The 20,126-nt window shown below is 69.5% G+C and carries 18 protein-coding genes; 12 read left to right on the forward strand and 6 right to left on the reverse strand.

Going from position 1 to position 20,126, the window contains the following annotated elements; genetic code table 11:
* Positions 1 to 50 precede the first annotated feature (50 nt).
* Positions 51 to 932: a chlorophyllase gene (locus ABZX02_RS11960; protein WP_355297394.1), complete on the reverse strand. Its 882-nt coding sequence runs from the start codon at positions 930 to 932 to the stop codon at positions 51 to 53.
* Positions 933 to 1,048: 116 nt separating this feature from the next.
* On the opposite strand from ABZX02_RS11960, the gene ABZX02_RS11965 reads away from it, so the two are divergent.
* Positions 1,049 to 1,627, forward strand: a complete 579-nt coding sequence (locus ABZX02_RS11965; RefSeq protein ID WP_355297396.1) for a TetR/AcrR family transcriptional regulator — start codon at positions 1,049 to 1,051, stop codon at positions 1,625 to 1,627.
* Here the strand turns inward: ABZX02_RS11965 and ABZX02_RS11970 are convergent.
* Complete coding sequence (locus ABZX02_RS11970; RefSeq protein ID WP_355297398.1) at positions 1,595 to 1,774, reverse strand: DUF397 domain-containing protein; 180 nt, start codon at positions 1,772 to 1,774, stop codon at positions 1,595 to 1,597. The two genes, ABZX02_RS11965 and ABZX02_RS11970, sit on opposite strands and share 33 nt — an antisense overlap.
* Complete coding sequence (locus tag ABZX02_RS11975) at positions 1,771 to 2,607, reverse strand: helix-turn-helix transcriptional regulator (protein WP_355297400.1); 837 nt, start codon at positions 2,605 to 2,607, stop codon at positions 1,771 to 1,773. The genes ABZX02_RS11970 and ABZX02_RS11975 overlap by 4 nt, the downstream gene beginning before the upstream one ends.
* 127 nt (positions 2,608 to 2,734) lie before the next feature.
* On the opposite strand from ABZX02_RS11975, the gene ABZX02_RS11980 reads away from it, so the two are divergent.
* Together ABZX02_RS11980 and ABZX02_RS11985 are read left to right on the forward strand one after the other, a co-directional pair.
* Positions 2,735 to 3,235 (forward strand): DUF4262 domain-containing protein, encoded by a 501-nt coding sequence (locus tag ABZX02_RS11980; protein ID WP_355297402.1) that lies wholly within the window; start codon positions 2,735 to 2,737, stop codon positions 3,233 to 3,235.
* Positions 3,232 to 3,717, forward strand: coding sequence for a GNAT family N-acetyltransferase (locus ABZX02_RS11985; RefSeq protein ID WP_355297404.1), 486 nt, complete (start codon positions 3,232 to 3,234; stop codon positions 3,715 to 3,717). The genes ABZX02_RS11980 and ABZX02_RS11985 overlap by 4 nt, the downstream gene beginning before the upstream one ends.
* Before the next feature lie 147 nt (positions 3,718 to 3,864).
* Here ABZX02_RS11985 and ABZX02_RS11990 read toward each other — a convergent pair whose 3' ends face one another.
* A complete protein-coding gene (locus tag ABZX02_RS11990) occupies positions 3,865 to 4,428 on the reverse strand; it encodes a TIGR03086 family metal-binding protein (protein WP_355297406.1) in 564 nt (187 codons plus the stop codon).
* A gap of 150 nt (positions 4,429 to 4,578) precedes the next feature.
* Between ABZX02_RS11990 and ABZX02_RS11995 the strand changes: the two genes are divergently transcribed.
* Positions 4,579 to 6,048, forward strand: coding sequence for a peptide MFS transporter (locus ABZX02_RS11995; RefSeq protein WP_355297408.1), 1,470 nt, complete (start codon positions 4,579 to 4,581; stop codon positions 6,046 to 6,048).
* Positions 6,049 to 7,047: 999 nt separating this feature from the next.
* Here ABZX02_RS11995 and ABZX02_RS12000 read toward each other — a convergent pair.
* Positions 7,048 to 8,328 (reverse strand): cytochrome P450, encoded by a 1,281-nt coding sequence (locus ABZX02_RS12000; protein ID WP_355297410.1) that lies wholly within the window; start codon positions 8,326 to 8,328, stop codon positions 7,048 to 7,050.
* A 31-nt stretch (positions 8,329 to 8,359) separates the two neighbouring features.
* On the reverse strand, positions 8,360 to 8,953 hold the full coding sequence (locus tag ABZX02_RS12005) for a helix-turn-helix domain-containing protein (protein ID WP_355297412.1): 594 nt from the start codon (positions 8,951 to 8,953) through the stop codon (positions 8,360 to 8,362).
* A 154-nt stretch (positions 8,954 to 9,107) separates the two neighbouring features.
* On the opposite strand from ABZX02_RS12005, the gene ABZX02_RS12010 reads away from it, so the two are divergent.
* From ABZX02_RS12010 to ABZX02_RS12045, 8 genes are all read left to right on the forward strand, one after another.
* A complete protein-coding gene (locus ABZX02_RS12010; RefSeq protein WP_355297414.1) occupies positions 9,108 to 9,260 on the forward strand; it encodes a hypothetical protein in 153 nt (50 codons plus the stop codon).
* A gap of 223 nt (positions 9,261 to 9,483) precedes the next feature.
* Entirely contained in the window at positions 9,484 to 12,357 is a 2,874-nt protein-coding gene (locus ABZX02_RS12015) for a PQQ-dependent sugar dehydrogenase (protein ID WP_355297416.1), read from the forward strand.
* 137 nt (positions 12,358 to 12,494) lie between these two features.
* Complete coding sequence (locus tag ABZX02_RS12020; protein ID WP_355297417.1) at positions 12,495 to 13,694, forward strand: glutamate-cysteine ligase family protein; 1,200 nt, start codon at positions 12,495 to 12,497, stop codon at positions 13,692 to 13,694.
* A complete protein-coding gene (gene egtB / locus ABZX02_RS12025) occupies positions 13,691 to 14,980 on the forward strand; it encodes an ergothioneine biosynthesis protein EgtB (protein ID WP_355297419.1) in 1,290 nt (429 codons plus the stop codon). The genes ABZX02_RS12020 and egtB overlap by 4 nt, the downstream gene beginning before the upstream one ends.
* 3 nt (positions 14,981 to 14,983) lie before the next feature.
* Complete coding sequence (egtC, locus tag ABZX02_RS12030) at positions 14,984 to 15,709, forward strand: ergothioneine biosynthesis protein EgtC (protein WP_355297421.1); 726 nt, start codon at positions 14,984 to 14,986, stop codon at positions 15,707 to 15,709.
* Positions 15,706 to 16,677: an L-histidine N(alpha)-methyltransferase gene (gene egtD / locus ABZX02_RS12035; protein WP_355297423.1), complete on the forward strand. Its 972-nt coding sequence runs from the start codon at positions 15,706 to 15,708 to the stop codon at positions 16,675 to 16,677. The genes egtC and egtD overlap by 4 nt, the downstream gene beginning before the upstream one ends.
* Positions 16,678 to 16,740: 63 nt before the next feature.
* Positions 16,741 to 18,342, forward strand: coding sequence for an alpha/beta hydrolase (locus tag ABZX02_RS12040; RefSeq protein WP_355297425.1), 1,602 nt, complete (start codon positions 16,741 to 16,743; stop codon positions 18,340 to 18,342).
* 84 nt (positions 18,343 to 18,426) lie between these two features.
* The gene (locus tag ABZX02_RS12045) at positions 18,427 to 20,034 is read left to right on the forward strand and encodes an alpha/beta hydrolase (protein ID WP_355297427.1); all 1,608 of its coding nucleotides are present in this window, start codon (positions 18,427 to 18,429) and stop codon (positions 20,032 to 20,034) included.
* Positions 20,035 to 20,126: the final 92 nt, after the last annotated feature.

Raw genomic sequence — 20,126 nt, forward strand, 5'->3', positions numbered from 1 at the left:
TCGCAACGCCCGAAGACGCCGGTCACGAGTTCGTGACCGGCGTCTTCGCGTTACTTGAGGTCGAGGCGCCCGACAGGGGCGAGGTCCTCGTCCCGCACCTGCTTCCACGGCACGTCGTCGACGCCGAGCGCGTCCAGCAGGAACGCCCAGGCCGTGCGGCGGATCAACGCCACGCGCTCGGGGTTCTCGTCGGTCGTGTCCGCGGCGTTGTAGCCGTGGATGCCACCGAGGGAGTGCTCCCCGCCGAACAACGTGAGCAGAGCGCGCGCACCAGGTCCGTGGTGGTACACGTCCGTGAACCAGTCCGGGCCGCGCTTGCCGAGCAGCGACTGGTCCGCGTCGCCCGCGACCGCGAGGAACGGCGTGGTCAGCCCCGCGAAGTCCGGGGACATGAACGAGCCGAAGTTCTCCTGCGCGAACGGAGTCAGGTCGTCGCCGCCGAACCCCGTTGCCGCGAACAGCACCCCGGCCTTCACCCGCGGGTCGGGCGCCGCCCCCTCGACCCCGGCGAGCCCCGCGCCGAGCAGCATGCCGACGGTCTGCGCGCCCCACGAGTGGCCCGCGACGGCGAGGCGGTCGCGGTCGACGCGCTCGGAAAGCCCTGGTACGGCGGCCAGCAGCACGTCGAGGTCGTCGAGCACCCGCGTGACGTCCCGGACGCGGAACCGCCAGATGTCCGGGTAGCGGGGGTCCGCCGGCGTGACGTCGAGGGTGCGCGAGTCGAGGAACGTCGGCTGCACGACCACCAACCCGTTGGCGGCCCAGTGGTCGACGAGCGGGTCGTAGTACCTCATCGACCCGCCGAACCCGTGGGCCAGCACGACGATCGGCAGGTTCGTGCCGGTCAGAGGCGCGGAGACGCGCACCTGGAGGTCGTCGCCGCGGTCGGGCGCGGGCAGCACGACCGGCTTGACGCTGATGATTCCGGGCATGACAAAGTCCTCCTGGGAGGCGAGGAGAGGCTGATAAGCTCCTAACCGGAGCGCAGTTCCGAATATACGGAGCAGCGTTCCGCTTGGCAAGCGTGCAGGTGGAGAGGAGTGCCCGCGTGGGTGCAGGGGAGTCGGCGACCGCGAAGCGCGCGGACGCGCGGCGCAACGAGAAAGCGCTGCTCGACGCCGCCGCGGCGGTGTTCGTGACCGACGGCGTGGACGCGCCGGTGCGCCGCATCGCCGCCGAGGCGGGCGTGGGCATGGGGACGATCTACCGGCACTTCCCGACCCGCGCGGACCTGGTCGTGGCCGTCTACCGGCACCAGGTCGACGCGTGCGCCGAGGCAGGACCCGCGCTGCTCGCGTCGGCGGAGTCGCCGTTCGCCGCGCTGCGGGACTGGGTGGACCTCTTCGTGAACTTCCTCGTGACCAAGCACGGCCTGGCCGCCGCCTCGCGCAACGACCCCGAGGGCTTCGGCGCGTTGCACGGGCTCTTCCTGGACCGGCTGCTGCCGGTGCTCGACGAGATCCTCGCGGCGGCGCGCGGAGCAGGCGAGATCACGGTCGACGTCACGCCCCTGCAACTGCTCCGCGCGATCGGGGACATCGCGGCCGGGGCGGAGCGGACCGACCCCGGCTACGACCCGAAGATCACCATCGGACTACTGCTCGACGGGTGCCGTTACCCCGGCTGAGGCGAGGTGCAGGAACGCGGACCAGGCGGCGGCGGAGACCGGCAGGTGGGTCGACGGCGCCTTGCTGTCGCGGATGCCCACGCCACGGCCGATTTCGACGCAGTTGTTGCTGTCTCCGCTGTAGCTGCTCTTGCGCCAGTTGGTCATTGGAGACCCTCCAAGATGCTGTTGATCACCGCCCTCGATTCTTCCTCATCCAAGGCGACAGCAGCGAGGCCCTTAAGGATGTTCTCGTAGGTCTCGACGGTTTCCTTGTCGTCGAAGAACAAGCTGCACCTGACGCTGTCGATGTAGACGACCGGCGGGTACTTCGGGAACCTCATCAGCCGGAAGTCGCCGGTAACGCCTGCGTGTACGCCAATCGATCGCGGGACAACGCGGATGCTGATGTACTTCCGCACCGACAACCGCAGCAGGTGGGCGAGCTGCTCGCGCCACACCTCCTCGCCGCCGACCGGCAGCCACAGCGCCTGCTCGTGGATGTAGAAGGTGAACGACCGGCTGTATTCGAGGATCTCGGCCCTGGCGGCTCGTGCGGCGACGGTTTTCGGGACGTTCTCGGCGGAGACGGTCTGGGCTTGGGCGGTGACGGCCTCGATGTACTCGTGGATCTGGAGCAGCCCTGGCACGAGGATCATCGACCAGTCGATGATCTCGGTGGCTTCCTTCTCCTGGTTGATCAGCGTGCGCACCTGGTCCGGCACGCCGTCGTCGGTGAACTGCGCGTAGAAGCTGCCCGACTCGTGGAACAGGTCCAGGAGGCGGTCGCGTTCGGCGAGCGGCACGCGGCAGTAGGCGAGCAGGGTGGCGACTTCCAGTTCGTTCACGCCGCCCTTGCCGGCGAGCATGTCCGACAGCTTGGCCTCTTGCCAGCCGAGTGCCTCGGCGAGTTGGCGCTGGGTCATGCCGGTGCTCTCGACGGCGGCGCGGACGCCTCCGCCGAACTCGCGGCCCACCACGCTGGACGATCTCTTGGGCATGGACGGACGGTAGGGCCGACGTCCGCGAAACCCCTATCGTTTCCGGTCAAATCTGCCTGAAGGTGGGAGCCTTGGACCAGCTCCAAGCTGGGATAAGGCGCTTCGGGAGTGCCGTAGGGTGGGTGTCGTGCTTTCCGACGAAGACATCGAACTGCGGGCGCGGCTGCTGTCCGCGGCCGACCGGTTCGGCCACACCAACATCGTTGTGAACCCGGACGCCGAGGGGCCCGGGTACGTGTTCTCGGTGGGGGCCTGGCGGCGGTTCGGCGTGGCCGAGGCGGTGGTGATCGGGCTGCCGCAGGGCATGGGCGAGAACCTGATCAACATGTACGTGGCGCGGGCCAGCGGCGGCGAGCGGTTCCAGCCGGGCAAGCTCTACGACGACTTCTTCGACGGGGTGCCGGTCACGTTCGAGCGGGTCTACAAGGGGTTCTACCCGGAGTTCTTCGGGAGCGCGTACCTGCTCTACGACGGGTCGGAGTTCGCGGCCGTGCAGATCATCGTGGCGACGCCGCAGGGGCACTGGCCGTGGCAGCCGGACGCGCCGGAGGGGTTCCACGACCACCAGATGATCCTCACCGAGAGCGGTCTGCCGGAGAGTTGGACGCCGGGGGTCACGGGGCCGTGAACGTCCACATCGGACCGTTGACGCCCGCGCACGCCGGCGAGGTCATGACGGTCCAGCGCGCCGCGTACCTGGCGGAGGCCCGGCGCTACGGCGCGTGGGACCTGCCGCCGCTCGTCGAGACCTTGGAGGCGATCCAAGCGCACCTGTCCGACGGCACGCCCGCGCTCGGGGCGTTCGACGGGACGCGGCTCGTCGGGTCGGTGCGCAGCCGCGTCGAGGGGGAACGGATGGAGGTCGCCCGGCTGGCCGTGGCGCCGGACGTGCAGGGCGGGGGAGTCGGGCGCCGGCTGCTGGAGGCGATCGGCGAACGGGCGCCCGAGAGCGTGAGCGTCGTCTGGCTGTTCACCGGGGCCGAGAGCGACGGCAACATCGGGTTCTACGAGAGCGCCGGTTTCGTCCGGGTCCACGAGCACCTCGACGCGGTCGGCATCCGGTGCGTGACCCTGGAGCGGAAACGTTGTCCGCTGGACGTTGTCCGCTGATCAGCCACCGACACCGGACAACGATCTCCGTGTAGAACTGCCGTGCGGCCGACCGGTCCGGGGGGACCCGGGAGGCCGGAGGGGGGAGGAGCGCCCCGCAACGCAGGGAGGCACAGGGGGTGGCGCTTCGGGGCGCTTCGGAACCGGTCAGGGCTTGCGCCCCAGGAGCCCGATCAGCCGCGTCTGGTCGTCCGCGTCGCCCGCGACCGGCACGGGCGAGTCGAACATCGGCGACCCGCTCCAGTCGTCGATGCTGCGCTCGACGTACGCCAGCACCGCCGACGCGAGTCCGGGATCGATCCGCTCGTCCGCACCGATCGAGCGGGCGAGGTCCCAGGCGTGGACCGCGAGATCCGTGGTCATCTGCCAGCAGTACTCCTCGGCGTCGAGCTTGCCCGACGACGCGCTCACGGGTTTCGCCAGCGCGTGCGGCCCGAGCCAGGCCTCGCGCGCCGCCGCGGCCGCCACGACCCAGGACACGAGCGGGTCGTCACCCAGGTTGTCGTGGTCGAACCGGTCGCCGACCTGTTTGACCGTGCAGCCGGCGAGCAATTCTGGGGCCCAGAGCTGTTCGTACACGAGGTGACCGACGAGGTCTCTGACCGACCACTCCCGGCAGGGGGTGCCGAGCGACCACTGGTCGGGCGCGATCTGCCGCACTCGCCGGTCGAACTCCGTCATCGCCACGCCGTGCGCCTGGATCAACTCCATCCCAGCAGTGCATCAAATTCCGCCCAGGTGCGCACCCCGACGTGAGAGCTGGGCCACTTGGGCGCAACCCGATTTGCCAGCCGTACACGCGTTCGGCGTAATCTCGACCGATCTCCGCCGTGACATCGTTGACACGAGAGGACGATGACTGTGAGCGCACCCAGCGCCAGCATCTCCGAGCAGGACAAGGGATTCTTCGGGCACCCCCGAGGCCTGTCCACGCTGTTCTTCACCGAACTCTGGGAACGGTTCTCGTTCTACGGGATGAAGGCCATCCTCGGCCTCTACCTGTGGACAGCCGTGTCCGAGGGCGGCCTCGGCGTCGACAAGGCGCTCGCCCTGTCGATCGTCGCCATCTACGGCACAGCGGTCTACATGTCCGGCGTGGCGGGCGGCTGGCTCGCCGACCGCGTCTGGGGCGGCCAGCGCGCGACGTTCATCGGCGGCGTGCTGATCATGTGCGGTCACATCGCACTGGCCCTGCCGATCGGCATCGCGGGCGTGTACCTCGGCCTGATCCTGATCGTGCTCGGCACGGGCCTGCTCAAGCCGAACATCTCGACCGTCGTAGGCGGCCTCTACAGCCGCGACGACCAGCGCCGTGACGCCGGCTTCACGGTCTTCTACATGGCGATCAACATCGGTGGCTTCATCTCCCCGCTGATCACCGGCGCCCTCGCCGACGGCGCGGGCTTCCACGCGGGCTTCGCGGTCGCCGCGGTGGGCATGGCCCTCGGCCTGGTCCAGTACCGCCTCGGCCGCAAGTACCTGAAGGGCTCGGCCGCAGTGGCGCCGAACCCGTTGCCGCACCAGGAGAAGGGCCGCGTCTACGGCCTCATCGCCGTGGTGGCCCTCGCGATCGCCGCGCTCGGCGTGCTGGCGTACGTCCTCGACGACGTCGACGGCGTCATCCTGATGATCAGCATCATGTCGATCGTCCTGCCGATCATCTACTTCACCGTCATGTACCGCAGCAAGAAGACGCTGCCGGAGGAGAAGCCGCGCGTCCTCGCGTACATCCCGCTGTTCATCGCGGCGGCGATGTTCTGGCTGATCTTCGAGCAGAGCGCGTCGGTCATCGCGGAGTTCGCGGACTCGCACGTCGACAACCACGTGTTCGGCTGGGAGTTCCCGGTCGCCTGGTTCCAGTCGATCAACCCCATCATGATCATCGCCCTGGCCCCGGTCTTCGCCTGGCTGTGGCTGAAGCTGGGCTCCCGCGCCCCCTCGACCCCGCGCAAGTTCGCGGGCTCGCTGGTGCTGGTCGGCCTGTCGTTCGTGCTCATGTACTTCGCGAGCAACTCGGCGGCCGACGGCAAGGTGACGCCGCTGTGGCTCGTGGTGATGTTCCTGATCATGACCTGCGGTGAGCTCATGCTGTCGCCGGTCGGTCTGTCGGTGACGACGAAGCTCGCGCCCAAGGCGTTCGCCTCGCAGACGATGAGCCTGTGGTTCCTGGCGGTGTCGGCCGGTACGGGTGTGGCGGCGCAGCTCGTGAAGTTCTACACGACCAGTCCTTCGGCCTACTTCTTCACGCTGGGTGGGGCGGCTGTGGTGCTCGGGTTGGGGCTGGCGGTGGCTGCGCCGGCTATTCGGAAGCTGATGGCCGGGGTGGAGTAAGCGCTCGGGTTCGGTTGGCGGCCTCGGCCTCCGCGGCTCCGCATCGGTGATGCGGGGCTGGGGGTCGGGGCCGTTTTCGTTGAGGTGCGGCCGGGGTGAGGGCCGGGTGCTCGGGTGGGCGCGGGGCGCTGGGGATGTCCGGGGTGCGCGCGATGGTGGTGGCCAGGGTGCGCGGGATGGTGGTGCATACGCGCGGGGCATGCGTGGGGCCTGTGGGGCGAAGCATTCGCCGTGTGTGAGGCGGGCGCCGTGTGAGGCGGGGGCCGTGCGCGAGAGATTGTCCGTGTGTGTGAGGCGGGCCGTGCGCGCGAGGCCTGCCGTGCGCGCGTTGGCTGCGGGCTCGGAGGGCGGGCGTGCGCGCGTTGGGCGACTATGCGCTTAGCCGCACGGTGATTGAGTTGGTGGGGTGCCCACGTGGCTCACCGTGCTTGCGTGGCCCGCCGTGCGCGCGTGGTCCGCCGTGCGCGCGAGGCCCGCCATGCGCGCGAGGCCCGCCATGCGTGCGTGGCTTGCCGTGTGCGCGTGGCCTGCTGTGCGCGAGAGGCCCGCTATGCACGCGTGGCCCGTTGTGCGTGCGAGGCCCGCCGTGCGCGAGAGGCTTGCCGTGCGCGAGAAGCCCGCTATCTGCGCGTGGCCCGCTGTGCGCGAAGCCCGCTGTGCGTGCGTGGCCTACCTTCCGCGCTTGGCCCAACGTGCGCGCGTGGCCTGCTATGCGTGCGTGGCTTGCTGTGCGCGAGAAGCCCGCTGTGCGCGTGGCTCACCGAGCGCGCGTGGCCTGCCGTGTGCGCGAGAAGCACCGTGCGCGCGTCGCCTCCCGCCCCGAACCCCCACCCAGGCTCCAGAGACAAGGTGAGAGGGAGGCCCGTCGCGGCGGCGGTGCGGCGGGTCTCCCTCTCGTCCCTAAGGATGCACTACGGAGAAACGTCATTGGGGTACGAACATTGCTCCACGCGGGTGAAGTCGAGCACTCGACGCAACAAATCTAGCCCCAGGTCAGCGTTACTTCACTGCCAGTGACCGTTTGGTTTCGTTGGTCCGCACCGGAAGTCGCAACGCGCCGCGGATCAGCTTCGAACGACGACGGGTCACCGGGCCATCCGCCGCCAGCCCCGGGAAGCGCTTGAAGAGGCCGTGCAACGCCAGCGCGCCCTCGATCCGGCTCAGGCCCGCGCCGATGCAGTAGTGGATTCCGGCGCTGAACGCGAGGTGCTCGCGGGCGTTGGACCGGGTCGGGTCGAAGCGGGTTGGGTCGGCGAACACGCGCGGGTCGCGGTTCGCGGCGGCCAGCATCAGCATCACTGGCATGCCCTTCGGCAGCGAGACGCCGGCCAGCTCAACCCGCTCCCGCGGCCAGCGGATCGTGTACTGCACGGGTGGGTCGAGGCGCAGCACCTCCTCCACGAAACCCTCGGCGTACTCCGGGCTCTGGGACAGCGGTGCGACGGTGTGCGGGTTCTCGAACGCCTTCAGGACGCCGTTGCTGATCAGGTTCACGGTCGTCTCGAAGCCCGCGAAGAGCAGCAGGCCCGTGGTGGCGACGAGGTCCTCGCGGCTGAGGTCCTCGTGCTGCGTCACGAGGTGGCTGACGATGTCGTCCTGCGGGTGGCGTCGGCGCTCGGCGATCAGGCCGTCGATGAAGTCGTTGTACTCGACGATCGTGGCGTGCAGGTTCTTCAGCTGCTTGTACGACCACACGCCGTCCAAGGTCTCGGCGAGGGCGGAGCCCCAGCGGGCGAAGACGTCCTTGTGGTCGTCGGGCACGCCGAGCAGGTCGGCGATCACCTGGATCGGCACCTGCGAGGCGAAGTCCGTGACGACGTCGAAGTGGTCGTCGAGGCCGTCGAGGTACCGCGTGACGATCTTCTGGATGGACTCCGCGCGGTCCTTCAGGGCGCGGGGCGTGAAGAACGGCTGGACGAGCTTGCGCAGGCGGGTGTGGTCGGGCGGGTTCTTCATCAGGAACGAGTCCTGCACGGGGTTGACGATCTTCTCTCCGTCGCGCACCAGCGTGATCGGCACCATCGACGCCTCGTCGAACGTCGCGGTGATGAACCTGTTGTCGCGCAGCACCGAGTCGCAGATCTCGCGCGAACCCGTGACGTACGCGCCCATGCGGCTGCGCACCATGTCGCCCTTGGCGCGCACCTTCTCGTACATCGGGTACGGGTCGCGGTTCGGCGGCGAGGCCATCACGCCCGCGTACGGGTCGCCGAGCAGGGCATAGCCGCGGACGAGCGTGCGCAGCGCGAAGAACTGGGCGGCGGTCTTCAGCTGGGACATGCGTCCACAGTGAGGTGAAAGCGGGGAAGACTCAAGAGCTCCGGCGGTGCCGGCGCACGGTTTCCTCCACTAGATCGAGTACTGGTTCCATGTCGTCGGCCGGGAGGCCCATCGCGAGGTGTGAGACGAGACCTTCGAGGACCAGTTCCAGGAAGTTGGTCAGCACCGTCACGTCGACGTCGTCGCGCAGGTTGCCGGCCTCGCGCTGGCGGATGAGGCGCTGCCGGGTCGCGGCCGTCAGCTGCTCGGACCGCTCCGCCCACCGCGCGCGGAAGTCCGGGTCGGTGCGCAGGCGGCGGGAGACCTCGAGGCGGGTGCCGAGCCAGTCGGCGGCGTGCTCCTCGGTGCGCTTCTCCGGCTCGTCGAGGAGGTCGCGCATCACCTGCACGAGACCCTGTTCGGCGACGACGTCCGCCATCCGCAGCGCGTCGTCCTCGGCCAGCGCGAGGAAGAGCGACTCCTTGTCGCGGAAGTGGTGGAAGATGGCGCCGCGGGAGAGTCCCGTCGCCTCTTCCAGACGGCGTACCGTGGCACCCTCGTAGCCGTGTCGCGCGAAACAGGCACGCGCGCCGTCGAGGATCTGACGGCGGCGGGCGTCGAGGTGGTCCTGACTCACCCTGGGCACCTGTAGATGGTCGCAGGGTGGGGGTGGGAAATCCAATCCGTACGTACGGATTGGACACGTCCATCGGTGTGATCTTCGACCTCGCCCCCATTCGTGTGGATCATCGGCCGAGCCTGCGCGAACGGGCGGGGCGCCGGCCATATCCTCTGCCGCCATGGACACCCAGGAGATCGTCAAGCTGTCGGTGCTCGCCGAGCGCCTTGGGTGGCAGCGGCGCGAGTCCACCGGCGTCCACGTCGTCGACCTGCTACTCAGCCGGAGCGTCACGGACCTCATCGCCGCACTGGCCGAGAACCGGGATAGGTAACGGGTTTCTGGTAAGCGCTTTCCGGCACGTCCTGGACGGGGTTGACTCATCTGCCGCGCAGTGGTGTGATCTGCGCGACAGTCAGGAAAGTTTCTAGTCTGAATACCCCGCCGCCGCTCCGTCGTGGTCCCCCGTGGGAGGCACAACAGTGGCACCGAGCAGAAGCCGGGCGTTGCGCGCGTTCGGCACGATGGGTGTTGCCTGCACAACAGCCGTCGCAGTGATGTCAGTCCCGGAGTCGGCCCTCGCGGCGCCGGTGCGGTACGAAGCGGAGAGCGCGACGATCTCGCAGGGCGTGGTGGAGTCGAACCACGCCGGGTTCTCCGGGGCCGGGTTCGTGAACGTCGACAATGTGGTGGGCTCGTCCGTCGAGTTCGCGGTGAACGCCACCAGGGCGGGCCAGGCGAAGCTGGTCTTCCGCTACGCCAACGGGACCGCCGACAACCGGCCGGTCGACGTGAGCGTTAACAACGCCCTGGCCGTCGACGAACGCGCGTTCGCCGGCACGGGCGCCTGGACGACGTGGGTGTCAGCCGAGAACACGGTGACTCTGAACGCGGGCTCGAACAAGATCAAGCTCACGTCCACCGGCGCCACCGGCGGCCCCAACCTCGACTACCTGGAGGTCGAGGAGATCGCGTCCGTCCCGGCCCTGGAGCAGGAGGCCGAGGACGCGACGATCAGCCAGGGCGTCGTCGAGTCGAACTGGACGGGCTTCTCCGGCCGCGGCTTCGTCAACTACGACAACGTCATCGGCTCGTCGGTCGAGTACACGATCAACGCCGAGTCCGGCGGCGAGCACGAGCTGACGTTCCGCTACGCCAACGGCACGACCGCCGACCGCCCGGTCTCGGTGACCGTCGACGGCGCGAACGCCCAAACCGTCTCGTTCCCCGGCACGGGCGCGTGGACGACGTGGCAGACGCGCACGCTGCGGGTCGTGCTGCACGCGGGCGCGAACCGGATCAAGGCGACCGCGACGACCGCGAACGGCGGCCCGAACGCCGACAAGCTCTCCGCCGTGCTGGTCGGCCCGCCGGACAACGAGGCGCCGACGCCCCCGCGCAACCTGCAGTTCGTGAGCTCCACGCACAACTCGGTGACGCTGAGGTGGGAGGAGGCCACGGACAACGTGGGCGTCACCGGGTACGACGTCTACCAGCACGGCCAGCTCGTCACGAGCGTCGGCAACGTCCTGGAGGCCACGGCAACCGGTCTGCGCGCCGACACCGAGTACGACTGGACCGTGTTCGCCAAGGACCGCGCGGGCAACGTCTCGCAGGCCTCGAACAACGTCCCCGGCCGCACCAAGCCCGCCCCCGTCGACGGCCAGGCGCCCACCACCCCGGGCACGCTGCGCTCCACTGGTGCCACCTCGACCAGCGTGTCGATCGCGTGGGGCGCCTCGACGGACAACGTGGCCGTGACCGGCTACGAGATCCACTTCGACGGCGCGCTGAAGCAGACCGCGGACGGCTCGGCCACGAGCGCGACCGTTGCGGGCCTCGTCACCGGCCAGACGTACGCGGTGAAGGTGCGGGCCAAGGACGCGGCGGGCAACCTGTCGTCGTTCTCGAACGAGATCTCCGTGAAGCCCACCGCGGGCGGCGGCACCGGCGTGCCCAACCCCGGCACGGTGAAGCAGATCGCGTCCGGAGTCGACGTGGCGTGGGGCCTCGCGTTCCTGCCGGACGGCTCGGGGCTCGTGACCGAGCGCGAGACGTTCAACGTCCTGCGGGTGACCGAGGCCGGCGCGAAGACCGTGATCGGCAAGGTGCCCGGCGCGATGGGCACGAACGGCGAGGGCGGCGCGCTCGGCATCGAGGTGTCGAAGAACTTCGCCACCGACCGGTTCGTCTACGTCTACCACACCTACAGCGGCGGAAACCGGCTGGTCAGGGCCGTGTTCGACGGCTCGCAGCTTTCCGGCTGGACCACGTTGCTCGACGGCGTGCCGAAGAACCGCTACCACAACGGCGGGCGCCTGCGGTTCAGCCCGGACGGCCGGTACCTGTTCGTCTCGACCGGGGACGCGCAGAACGGCAACAACGCGCAGAACCTCAACACCAACGCCGGCAAGATCCTGCGCCTCAACGCGGACGGCTCCATCCCGTCCGACAACCCGTTCCCCGGCAAGGCGATCTGGAGCTACGGCCACCGCAACGTGCAGGGCCTCGACTTCGACTCGCAGGGCCGCCTGTGGGCCTCGGAGTTCGGCAACTCGCAGCAGGACGAGGTCAATCTGATCACCAAGGGCGGCAACTACGGCTGGGAGCCCTGCGAGGGCACGATCGGCAACTGCGCCGGCACCGTGCCGCCGAAGAAGACCTGGTCGACGTCGCAGGCCTCACCGTCGGGCCTGACGATCATCAACGACCACGTCTTCGTGGCCACGACCGTCGGCCAGCGGATCTACCGGATGCGCATCGACGCGAACGGCAACCTCGTCGACCAGCAGATCTACTTCCAGGGCACCTACAACCGGCTGCGCACGGTCGAGGTGGACGCCGAGGGCGACATCTGGCTGACGACCACCACCGACAAGGACGGGTCGGCGGGCAACGACCGGATCCTGCACATCGACGTCGTCTACGAGGGCGGGAGCGCCTTCACGCTCTCGTCCACCGCCTTCGCGGACGACGCGATGATCCCGGCCCGGCACACGTGCGCCGGGGACGGCGTGCCCGGCCAGGACCCGTCGCCGCCGTTCGCGTGGGGTGAGTCGGCCGGTGCCCAGGCGTACGCGATCGTTTTCGCGGACCGTGTGAACAATGGCAATAAGTTGCATTGGGCGATCTGGGACATTCCGGGCAACGCGCGTGCGTTGCCGGAGAACCTCGGTTCGGGCTTCGCGGTTCCCGGCCAGGGGGCGGCGAAGCAGAAGGCGATGGAATCGGGCGCGAACTCGCTCAAGTACTTCGGGCCGTGCCCTGGCGGATCGACCAACCCGTACACGTTCACGTTGTACGCGTTGAACACCGCGACGGTGCCGGGAATCACCTCCGGGTCGTCGATGGCGCAGATCGAGACGGCCATCAAGAACGCGTCAACCGCCAACACGGTGTTGCGCGGCCGTTCCAACGCTCGCCGTTCGTGACGGCCTGACGGAAAAGGTGCCCGTGCGCACGCGTGCGCACGGGCGCTTCACTTGTTTCGTAAGGATTTGAGTACTGCAACTGTCAGACCCCGCGTGTAGCGTCGAACGGGCCAGACGATCACGGGGAGTGTGGCAGCGTGACTGCGTTGCGTAATCAACCGGCGCCGGCGAGGTTCGCCGACCGCGCCGAGGCCGAGGCATATGTGGCCTCGGTCTGCTTCAAACACGGACCTCCGAGGCTCTTCGGCGTGGAGCTGGAGTGGACCGTCCACCACGCCGACGATCCGTCGAGGGTCCTCGATCGCCACCGCCTCGCCGCGGCACTCGGTGACCACGCACCACCCACACTCGTTCCGGACAGCCCCCAGCGGCCGCTTCCCAGCGGCACCCCTCTGACCGTCGAACCGGGCGGGCAGGTCGAGATCTCCACTCCTCCCTGCACCAGCCTCCCGGACCTCTTCCGCACGGTCACCCAGGACATCTCCCAGCTCACCGCCATGCTGGCGGACCACGGCCTCGTGCTCGGCGATCGGGGTGCCGACCAGCACCGCCGTCCCGCGCGCCTGCTGCGGGTCCCGCGCTACGCCGCGATGGAGCACGCGTTCGGCGAGCTCGGCGAAGACGGCATCTCGATGATGTGCAACACCGCGGGCCTGCAGGTCTGCCTCGACTTCGGCGAGGCCAAGCACCTGCAGGACAGGTGGGCGGCCGTGCACTGGCTCGGGCCGGTGATGATCGCGTTGTTCGCGAACTCGCCGAGCATCGGCGGCCTGCACGAGGGCTGGGCCTCGGCGCGGATGAGAGCGCTGTACGGCTGTGATCCCGTGCGCACCAGACCCAGTGCCGTGTGCGCCGATCCGGCCGCCGCCTACGCGCGAAGAGTCCTCGACACCCCAGTCATCGTCGTGCGCGGTCCAGGTCCCAACTGGATTCCCGAGCGCCGCTTCACGTTCGCGGACTGGATCGAAGGGGCGCACGACCGCGTCCCGACGAGCGATGACCTGGACTACCACATGTCGTTGATGTTCCCGCCGGTCCGGCCACGCGGGTACATCGAGATCCGCTACCTCGACACACCCGCGCCGGGCGGGTGGATCGCGCCGAGCGCACTGCTCGTCGCGCTGTTCAGCGACCCGTCCGTTGTGGACGGTGTGCTGGCGGCGACCGAACGGGCCGCCGGGCGGTGGCTCGTCGCCGCGCGGCACGGATTGGCGGACGAACGCATCGCGCGTGCCGCGAAGGACGTAGTGGCGCTGGGCATCGAGGCGTTGCCCCGCACCGGACTCTCCCACGACCAGATCGGCGCCATCAGCCGGGAGCTTGAGGGGAAGCTGTGACCGAAGAACTCCGCGAGCAGGTGGCGGGGGAACTGTTGCGCTCGCGCGCGCGTTCCACCGCCCTGACCGACGCCGTCGACGAGCACGACCTCGTCCGGCAGCACTCGAAACTGATGTCGCCCCTGGTCTGGGACCTGGCGCACATCGGCAACCAGGAAGAGCTGTGGCTCGTTCGCGACGTCGGCGGACGCGAACCGGTGCGCAGCGACATCGACGAGTACTACGACGCGTTCAAGTTCAGCCGGTCCGTCCGGCCCGAGCTGCCGCTGCTGAACCCGCGCGAGGCCCGGCAGTACGTCGGGGACGTGCGCGGCAAGGTGTTCGACGTGCTGGAGAAGGTGCCGCTGGAAGGCCGCCGGCTCGTCGAGAACGGGTTCGCGTTCGGCATGATCGTGCAGCACGAGCAGCAGCACGACGAGACGATGCTGGCCACGCACCAGCTGCGCAAGGGCGAACCGGTGCTGCACGCGCCGCCACCGCCGTCCGGGAACCTGGTGCCCACGACGGAGGTGTTCGTCCCCGGCGGCCCGTTCGAGATGGGCACGTCGGACGAACCGTGGGCGCTCGACAACGAACGGCCCGCGCACGCCGTGCACGTCGACTCGTTCTTCATCGACACCACGCCCGTGACGAACGGCGAGTACGCGCAGTTCATCCTGGCGGGCGGGTACGATGACCGTCGCCTGTGGACGGACGAGGGCTGGGAGCACCGGACGACCGCGAAGCTCGTGGCGCCGAGGTTTTGGCAGCGCGAGGAGAACTCGTTCGTGCGCACGGCGTTCGGCGTCACCGAGCCGGTGGTCGCCGACGAACCCGTGGTGCACGTGTCGTTCCACGAGGCCCAGGCGTACGCGACGTGGGCGGGCAAGCGCCTGCCGACCGAGGCGGAGTGGGAGAAGGCGGCCCGCTTCGACACCGCGACCGGCAAGACCCGGCGTTACCCCTGGGGTGACGAGGAACCGACTGAGGAGCACGCGAACCTCGACCAGCGGCACCTGCGCCCGGCCCCGGTCGGCGCGTACCCGGCGGGGGCGACGCCGAGCGGCGTGCACCAGCTGATCGGTGACGTGTGGGAGTGGACGTCGAGCGACTTCGGGCCGTACCCGGGCTTCGAGGTGTTCCCGTACAAGGAGTACTCCGAGGTCTTCTTCGGACCGGACTACAAGGTGCTGCGCGGCGGCTCGTTCGGCACCGACCGCTCGGCGGTCCGGTCGACGTTCCGCAACTGGGACTACCCGATCCGGAGGCAGATCTTCTCCGGCTTCCGCTGCGCCAGGGACGCCTGAGCGGTGTGCCGCCACCTGGCTTACCTGGGCACCGCCGTGCCCGTCGCCGGACCGCTCTACGACGCGCCGCACTCGCTGGAGCACCAGTCGTACGCGCCCGGCGACATGCGGGCCGGGGGAACCGTGAACGTCGACGGCTACGGCGTCGGCTGGTTCCCCGGCCCGGTGCGGTACCGGCGTGCCGGCACGTTGTGGAGCGACCCGAACCTGCGCCAGCTGGCCGCGGTCGAGTCCACGGCGTTCCTCGCGGCGGTGCGGTCGGCCACCACAGGCATGCCGGTGAGCGACGCCGCGTGCGCGCCGTTCACCGACGGCACGTGGTTGTTCAGCCACAACGGCCGCGTGGACGGCTGGCCGCACACCGTCGCGGGCCTCGCGAAGACCCTCGACGTGACCGACCTGCTCACGATGGACGCGCCGACCGACTCCGCACTCTTGTGGACGGTGCTCCGGCGCCGCCTGGAGACCGGGAAGGATCCGGCGCAGGTCCTCGTTGAACTGGTGCACGAGGTGGCGGACGCGGCGCCGAGGTCGCGCCTGAACTTCTTGCTGACCAACGGAGAAGTGCTCGTGGGGACCACGTGGACACACGCCCTGTGGGTGCTGCAGAAAGGCGAGGGCGTGACACTCGCGTCCGAGCCGCTCGACGACGACCCTGCCTGGCGGGAGATCCCCGACCGGCACGTGGTCACCGCTGTTCCATCCACTGTGGAGGTTCGACCGCTATGACCGAGCCGGTGCTGGACGTTCATCTCGAGCCCGAGGACGCCGCACACGCGCTGCGCGCCGACGTGCGGGCCGGGCTGACCGCGGACCCGAAGTGGGTGTCGCCCAAGTACTTCTACGACGCCGTCGGCAGCGCGCTGTTCGAGGACATCACCCGGTTGCCCGAGTACTACCCGACCCGCGCCGAACGGGAGGTGCTCGCCGAACGGGCGAGCGAGATCGCGGCCACGACGGGCGCGCGGTCGCTGGTGGAGCTCGGGTCCGGGTCGTCGGAGAAGACGAGGCTGCTGCTCAGCGCGTTCCGCGAGCACGGGACGCTGGAGCAGTTCGTGCCGCAGGACGTGTCGGTGACAGCGCTGACCGAGGCCGCGCACGCGATCCTGGCGGACTACCCGGGCCTGCGGGTGCACGGCGTGGTCGGCGACTTCACCCAGCACCTGAGCCTGCTGCCCGGTGACTCGCCGCGCGTGGTCGCGTTCCTCGGCGGCACGATCGGCAACCTGATCCCCGAGGAGCGCGAGAAGTTCTTCCGGACCGTGCGCGACGTGCTGGAGCCGGGGGAGTGGCTGCTGCTCGGCACCGACCTGGTCAAGGACGAGCAGACGCTGGTGCGGGCGTACGACGACGCGCAGGGCGTGACGGCGCAGTTCAACCGCAACGTGCTGAACGTGCTCAACCGCGAGGTCGGCGGCGACTTCGACGTCGAGGCGTTCGAGCACGTGGCGCTGTGGAACGCCGAGCAGGAGTGGATCGAGATGCGCCTGCGGGCCACGCGGGCGATGACCGTGACGATCGCGGACCTCGGGCTGACGGTGGAGTTCGCCGAGGGCGAGGAGCTGCGGACCGAGGTGTCGGCGAAGTTCCGCGAGGACGGCGTGCGGCGCGAGCTGGACGATGCCGGATTTTCGCTGCACCGGTGGTGGACCGACGAGGCCGGGCGGTTCGCCCTCTCGCTGGCCCGAGCGGTGTAACCCAGGTCACGACCCGACGAAAGGCGGGTACTGGCGGCTCACCGCGAGTGGTGGGCTGGGTCGATGACTCCTGCATCAACGCGTGCCGTGCGCGTGGCGCTCGTCAGCGCTCTCGCGCTCGGCACCGTCATCACCGGCCTCGGCAGCGCGTCCGCCCAGCCCGAAGCCGCCTCCGCCGTCAGACCCGCCGCCTGGGGCCCGTGCGCGGCGGACGTGCTCGCCGAGATCCCCGCCGCCGAACGCACGAAGGTCAGCTGTGCCGTCCAGGCGGTGCCCGTCGACCACTCGCGGCCGCGCGGGGACTCGACCGGCGTGATCATGATGAAGCGCCCCGCCGGCGACCCGGCGAAGAAGATCGGCTCGCTGTTCATCAACCCCGGCGGCCCCGGTGGCGCCGGCCTGATCTACAGCGCCTACGGCGGAAGCTTCTTCACCCCGGAGATCCTCGAGAAGTTCGACCTCATCGGCTTCGACCCGCGCGGTGTCGGCCGCAGCGCGCCGCTGCGCTGCTTCCGCACCCAGGAGGAGGCCGAGGCGGTCAACGTCGGCTGGTACGCGCTGCCGATCACCAAGGACGAGATCTCCAGCTCGATCCGGCAGTCCAAGGCCTACACGGACTACTGCAAGATCAACGCCGGCCCGCTGCTCAACCACATGTCGACCGAGGCCGTCGCCCGCGACCTCGACATCATGCGCGAAGCGGTGGGGGACAGGCAGCTCACGTACGTCGGCTTCTCGTACGGCACGCTGCTCGGCGCCACCTACGCGAACATCTTCCCGCACCGGTCCCGCGCGCTGGTGCTCGACGGCAACGTCGACCCGCAGCTGCGCCTGACCAACGGCGCGCAGTACGACCGCGAACGCGCCCGCGGGTTCGAGATCGCCCTCGACGCCATGCTGAAGCGCTGCGACTCCGTCGGTGTGGAGAAGTGCGCGTTCGCCGGTGGTGCGCGCGGCAAGTTCGACAAGATCCGCGACAACCTGCGCAAGAACGGCCCCACGACGCTGCCCGGTGGCGCGCAGGTGACGCTGACCGACGTCGTCGGCCGCACGGCGAGCAACCTCTACAGCCCGTCCACGTTCAAGGCCCTGACGGCGTGGCTGCAGTCGATCCACGCCGCGCAGAACCCCTCGGCCGCCGCGCTGGGCGTGCAGTCCGTTGTGGACGTTCCGGCGCTGAACAACCTGGGTGGTCGCGCGGACGTCCGCGCGCTGCCGGAGACGCCGTACACGAGCGACGACTCGTACTACGCCGTCAACTGCACCGACAAGCCGTTCTCCCGCAGCAACAAGAACTGGGCCGCGACGGCGCAGAAGTGGGAGAACGAGTCGCCGACGTTCGGCCGCTACCAGGCCGCGTCCGACCTGCTGACGTGCCCGACGTGGCCGACCCGCAACCCGGACCGCTGGATCGGGCCGTGGAACCGCCACACCAAGAACCCGGTCGTCGTGGTGGGCAACTACTACGACCCGGCGACGCAGTACCTGTTCTCGGAACGAATGGCGAAGCAGCTCGGCAACGCGCGGCTGATCAGCGTGGACGCGTTCGGGCACTGCATCCTCGGCGACTCGGCCGGTGCCGACGCGGCGGTGACGAGGTACCTCGTCGACCTCACCGCTCCGGCCGACGGCCAGGTCTTCCAGCCGAACACGCAGCCGTTCTGACGCGTGCCGTGCCCGCCTGTCGTCAGCGCACAACCCGACGATAGGCGGGTACAAACGGTGCACGGTCGGTGATGGGGTGCTTCCGTGACGTCATCCTCTTCCGTGCGTGCCTTGCTCGCGAGCGCGCTCGTGCTCGGCACCATCGCCTCCGGCCTGGGCGCGTCCACCGCCCAGGCCGACCCGTCTGTCAGACCCGCCGCCTGGGGCCCGTGCGCGGCGGACGTGCTCGCCGGTCTGCCCGCCACCGTGACGCCCGAGGAGCGCGCCAGGCTCACCTGCGCCGTTCAGGAGGTGCCCGTCGACCACTCGCGCCCGCGCGGGGAGAAGACGGGCATCGCCATGATGAAGCGGCCCGCGAACGACCCGTCGCGCAAGATCGGGTCGATCTTCCTCAACCCCGGTGGCCCCGGCGGCTCCGGCCTGCTGCGCGGCGCCGTGTCGAAGAACTACTTCCAGCCGTCGGTGCTCGACCGCTTCGACGTCATCGGCTTCGACCCGCGCGGCGTGGCCCGCAGCGCGCCGATGCGCTGCTTCCGCACCCAGGAGGAAGCGGACGCGGTCAACGAGGGCTGGTACTCGCTGCCGATCACCGCGGACGAGATCTCCAGCTCGATCCGGCAGTCCAAGGCCTACACGGACTACTGCAAGATCAACGCCGGCCCGTTGCTCGACCACATGTCGACCGAGGCCGTCGCCCGCGACCTCGACGTCATGCGCGAAGCCGTGGGGGACAAGCAGCTCAACTTCGTCGGCTTCTCGTACGGCACGCTGCTCGGCTCGACGTACGCGAACATCTTCCCGCAGAAGACGCGCGCGATGGTGATCGACGGCAACGTCGACCCGCGCCTGCGCCTGACCGACGGCGCGCAGTACGACCGCGAGCGCGCCCGCGGGTTCGAGATCGCGCTCGACGCGATGCTGAAGCGCTGCGACTCCGTCGGTGCGGAGAAGTGCGCGTTCGCCGGGGACGCCCGCGGCAAGTTCGAGGCTCTCAAGGCCGCGCTGGCCAAGGGACCGGCGACGTTGCCGAACGGCACGAAGGTGACGCTGTCGGACGTGGTCGGCCGTGTGGCCGGTGACCTGTACTCGATCGCCCGCATCGCGCCGCTGGCCGCGTGGCTGCAGTCGATCCACGTGGCGCTGAACCCGTCGGTGGCGACCACCATGAGCATCCAGTCCACTGTGGAGCTCGAAGCGCCGCTGAACAACGCGGGCGGTCGCTGGGACGTCGACCCGCTGGGCGACACCCCGTACACCGCGGACGACTCGTACTACGGCGTCAACTGCATCGACAAGCCGTTCGCCCGCACCACCCGCACGTGGGCGGCCACGGCGGCGAAGTGGGAGAAGGAGTCGCCGACGTTCGGCCGCTACCAGGCGGCGTCGGACCTGCTGACCTGCGCGACGTGGCCGACGCGCCACCCGGACCGCTGGATCGGCCCGTGGAACCGCAAGACGAAGAACCCGATCGTCGTCGTGGGCAACTACTACGACCCGGCCACGCAGTACCTGTTCGCGCAGCGCATGGCCAAGCAGCTCGGCAACGCGCGGCTGATCAGCGTGGACGCGTTCGGCCACTGCATCCTGGGCCGCTCGGCGGGCACGGACGCGGCGGTCGCGAAGTACCTGGTGGACCTCGTCGCACCGGAGAACGGCCAGGTGTTCCAGCCGAACGTTCAGCCGTTCGCCTGACCTCGCCGGAAGCGGTGGCGGTGCTCGTGCAGCACCGCCCCCCCCGGGGGGCCCGACAACACCGCCCGGGTGCACACCCCCCACAAACAAAA

This window comes from Lentzea sp. NPDC003310 (assembly GCF_040610935.1).
Classification (GTDB): domain Bacteria; phylum Actinomycetota; class Actinomycetes; order Mycobacteriales; family Pseudonocardiaceae; genus Lentzea.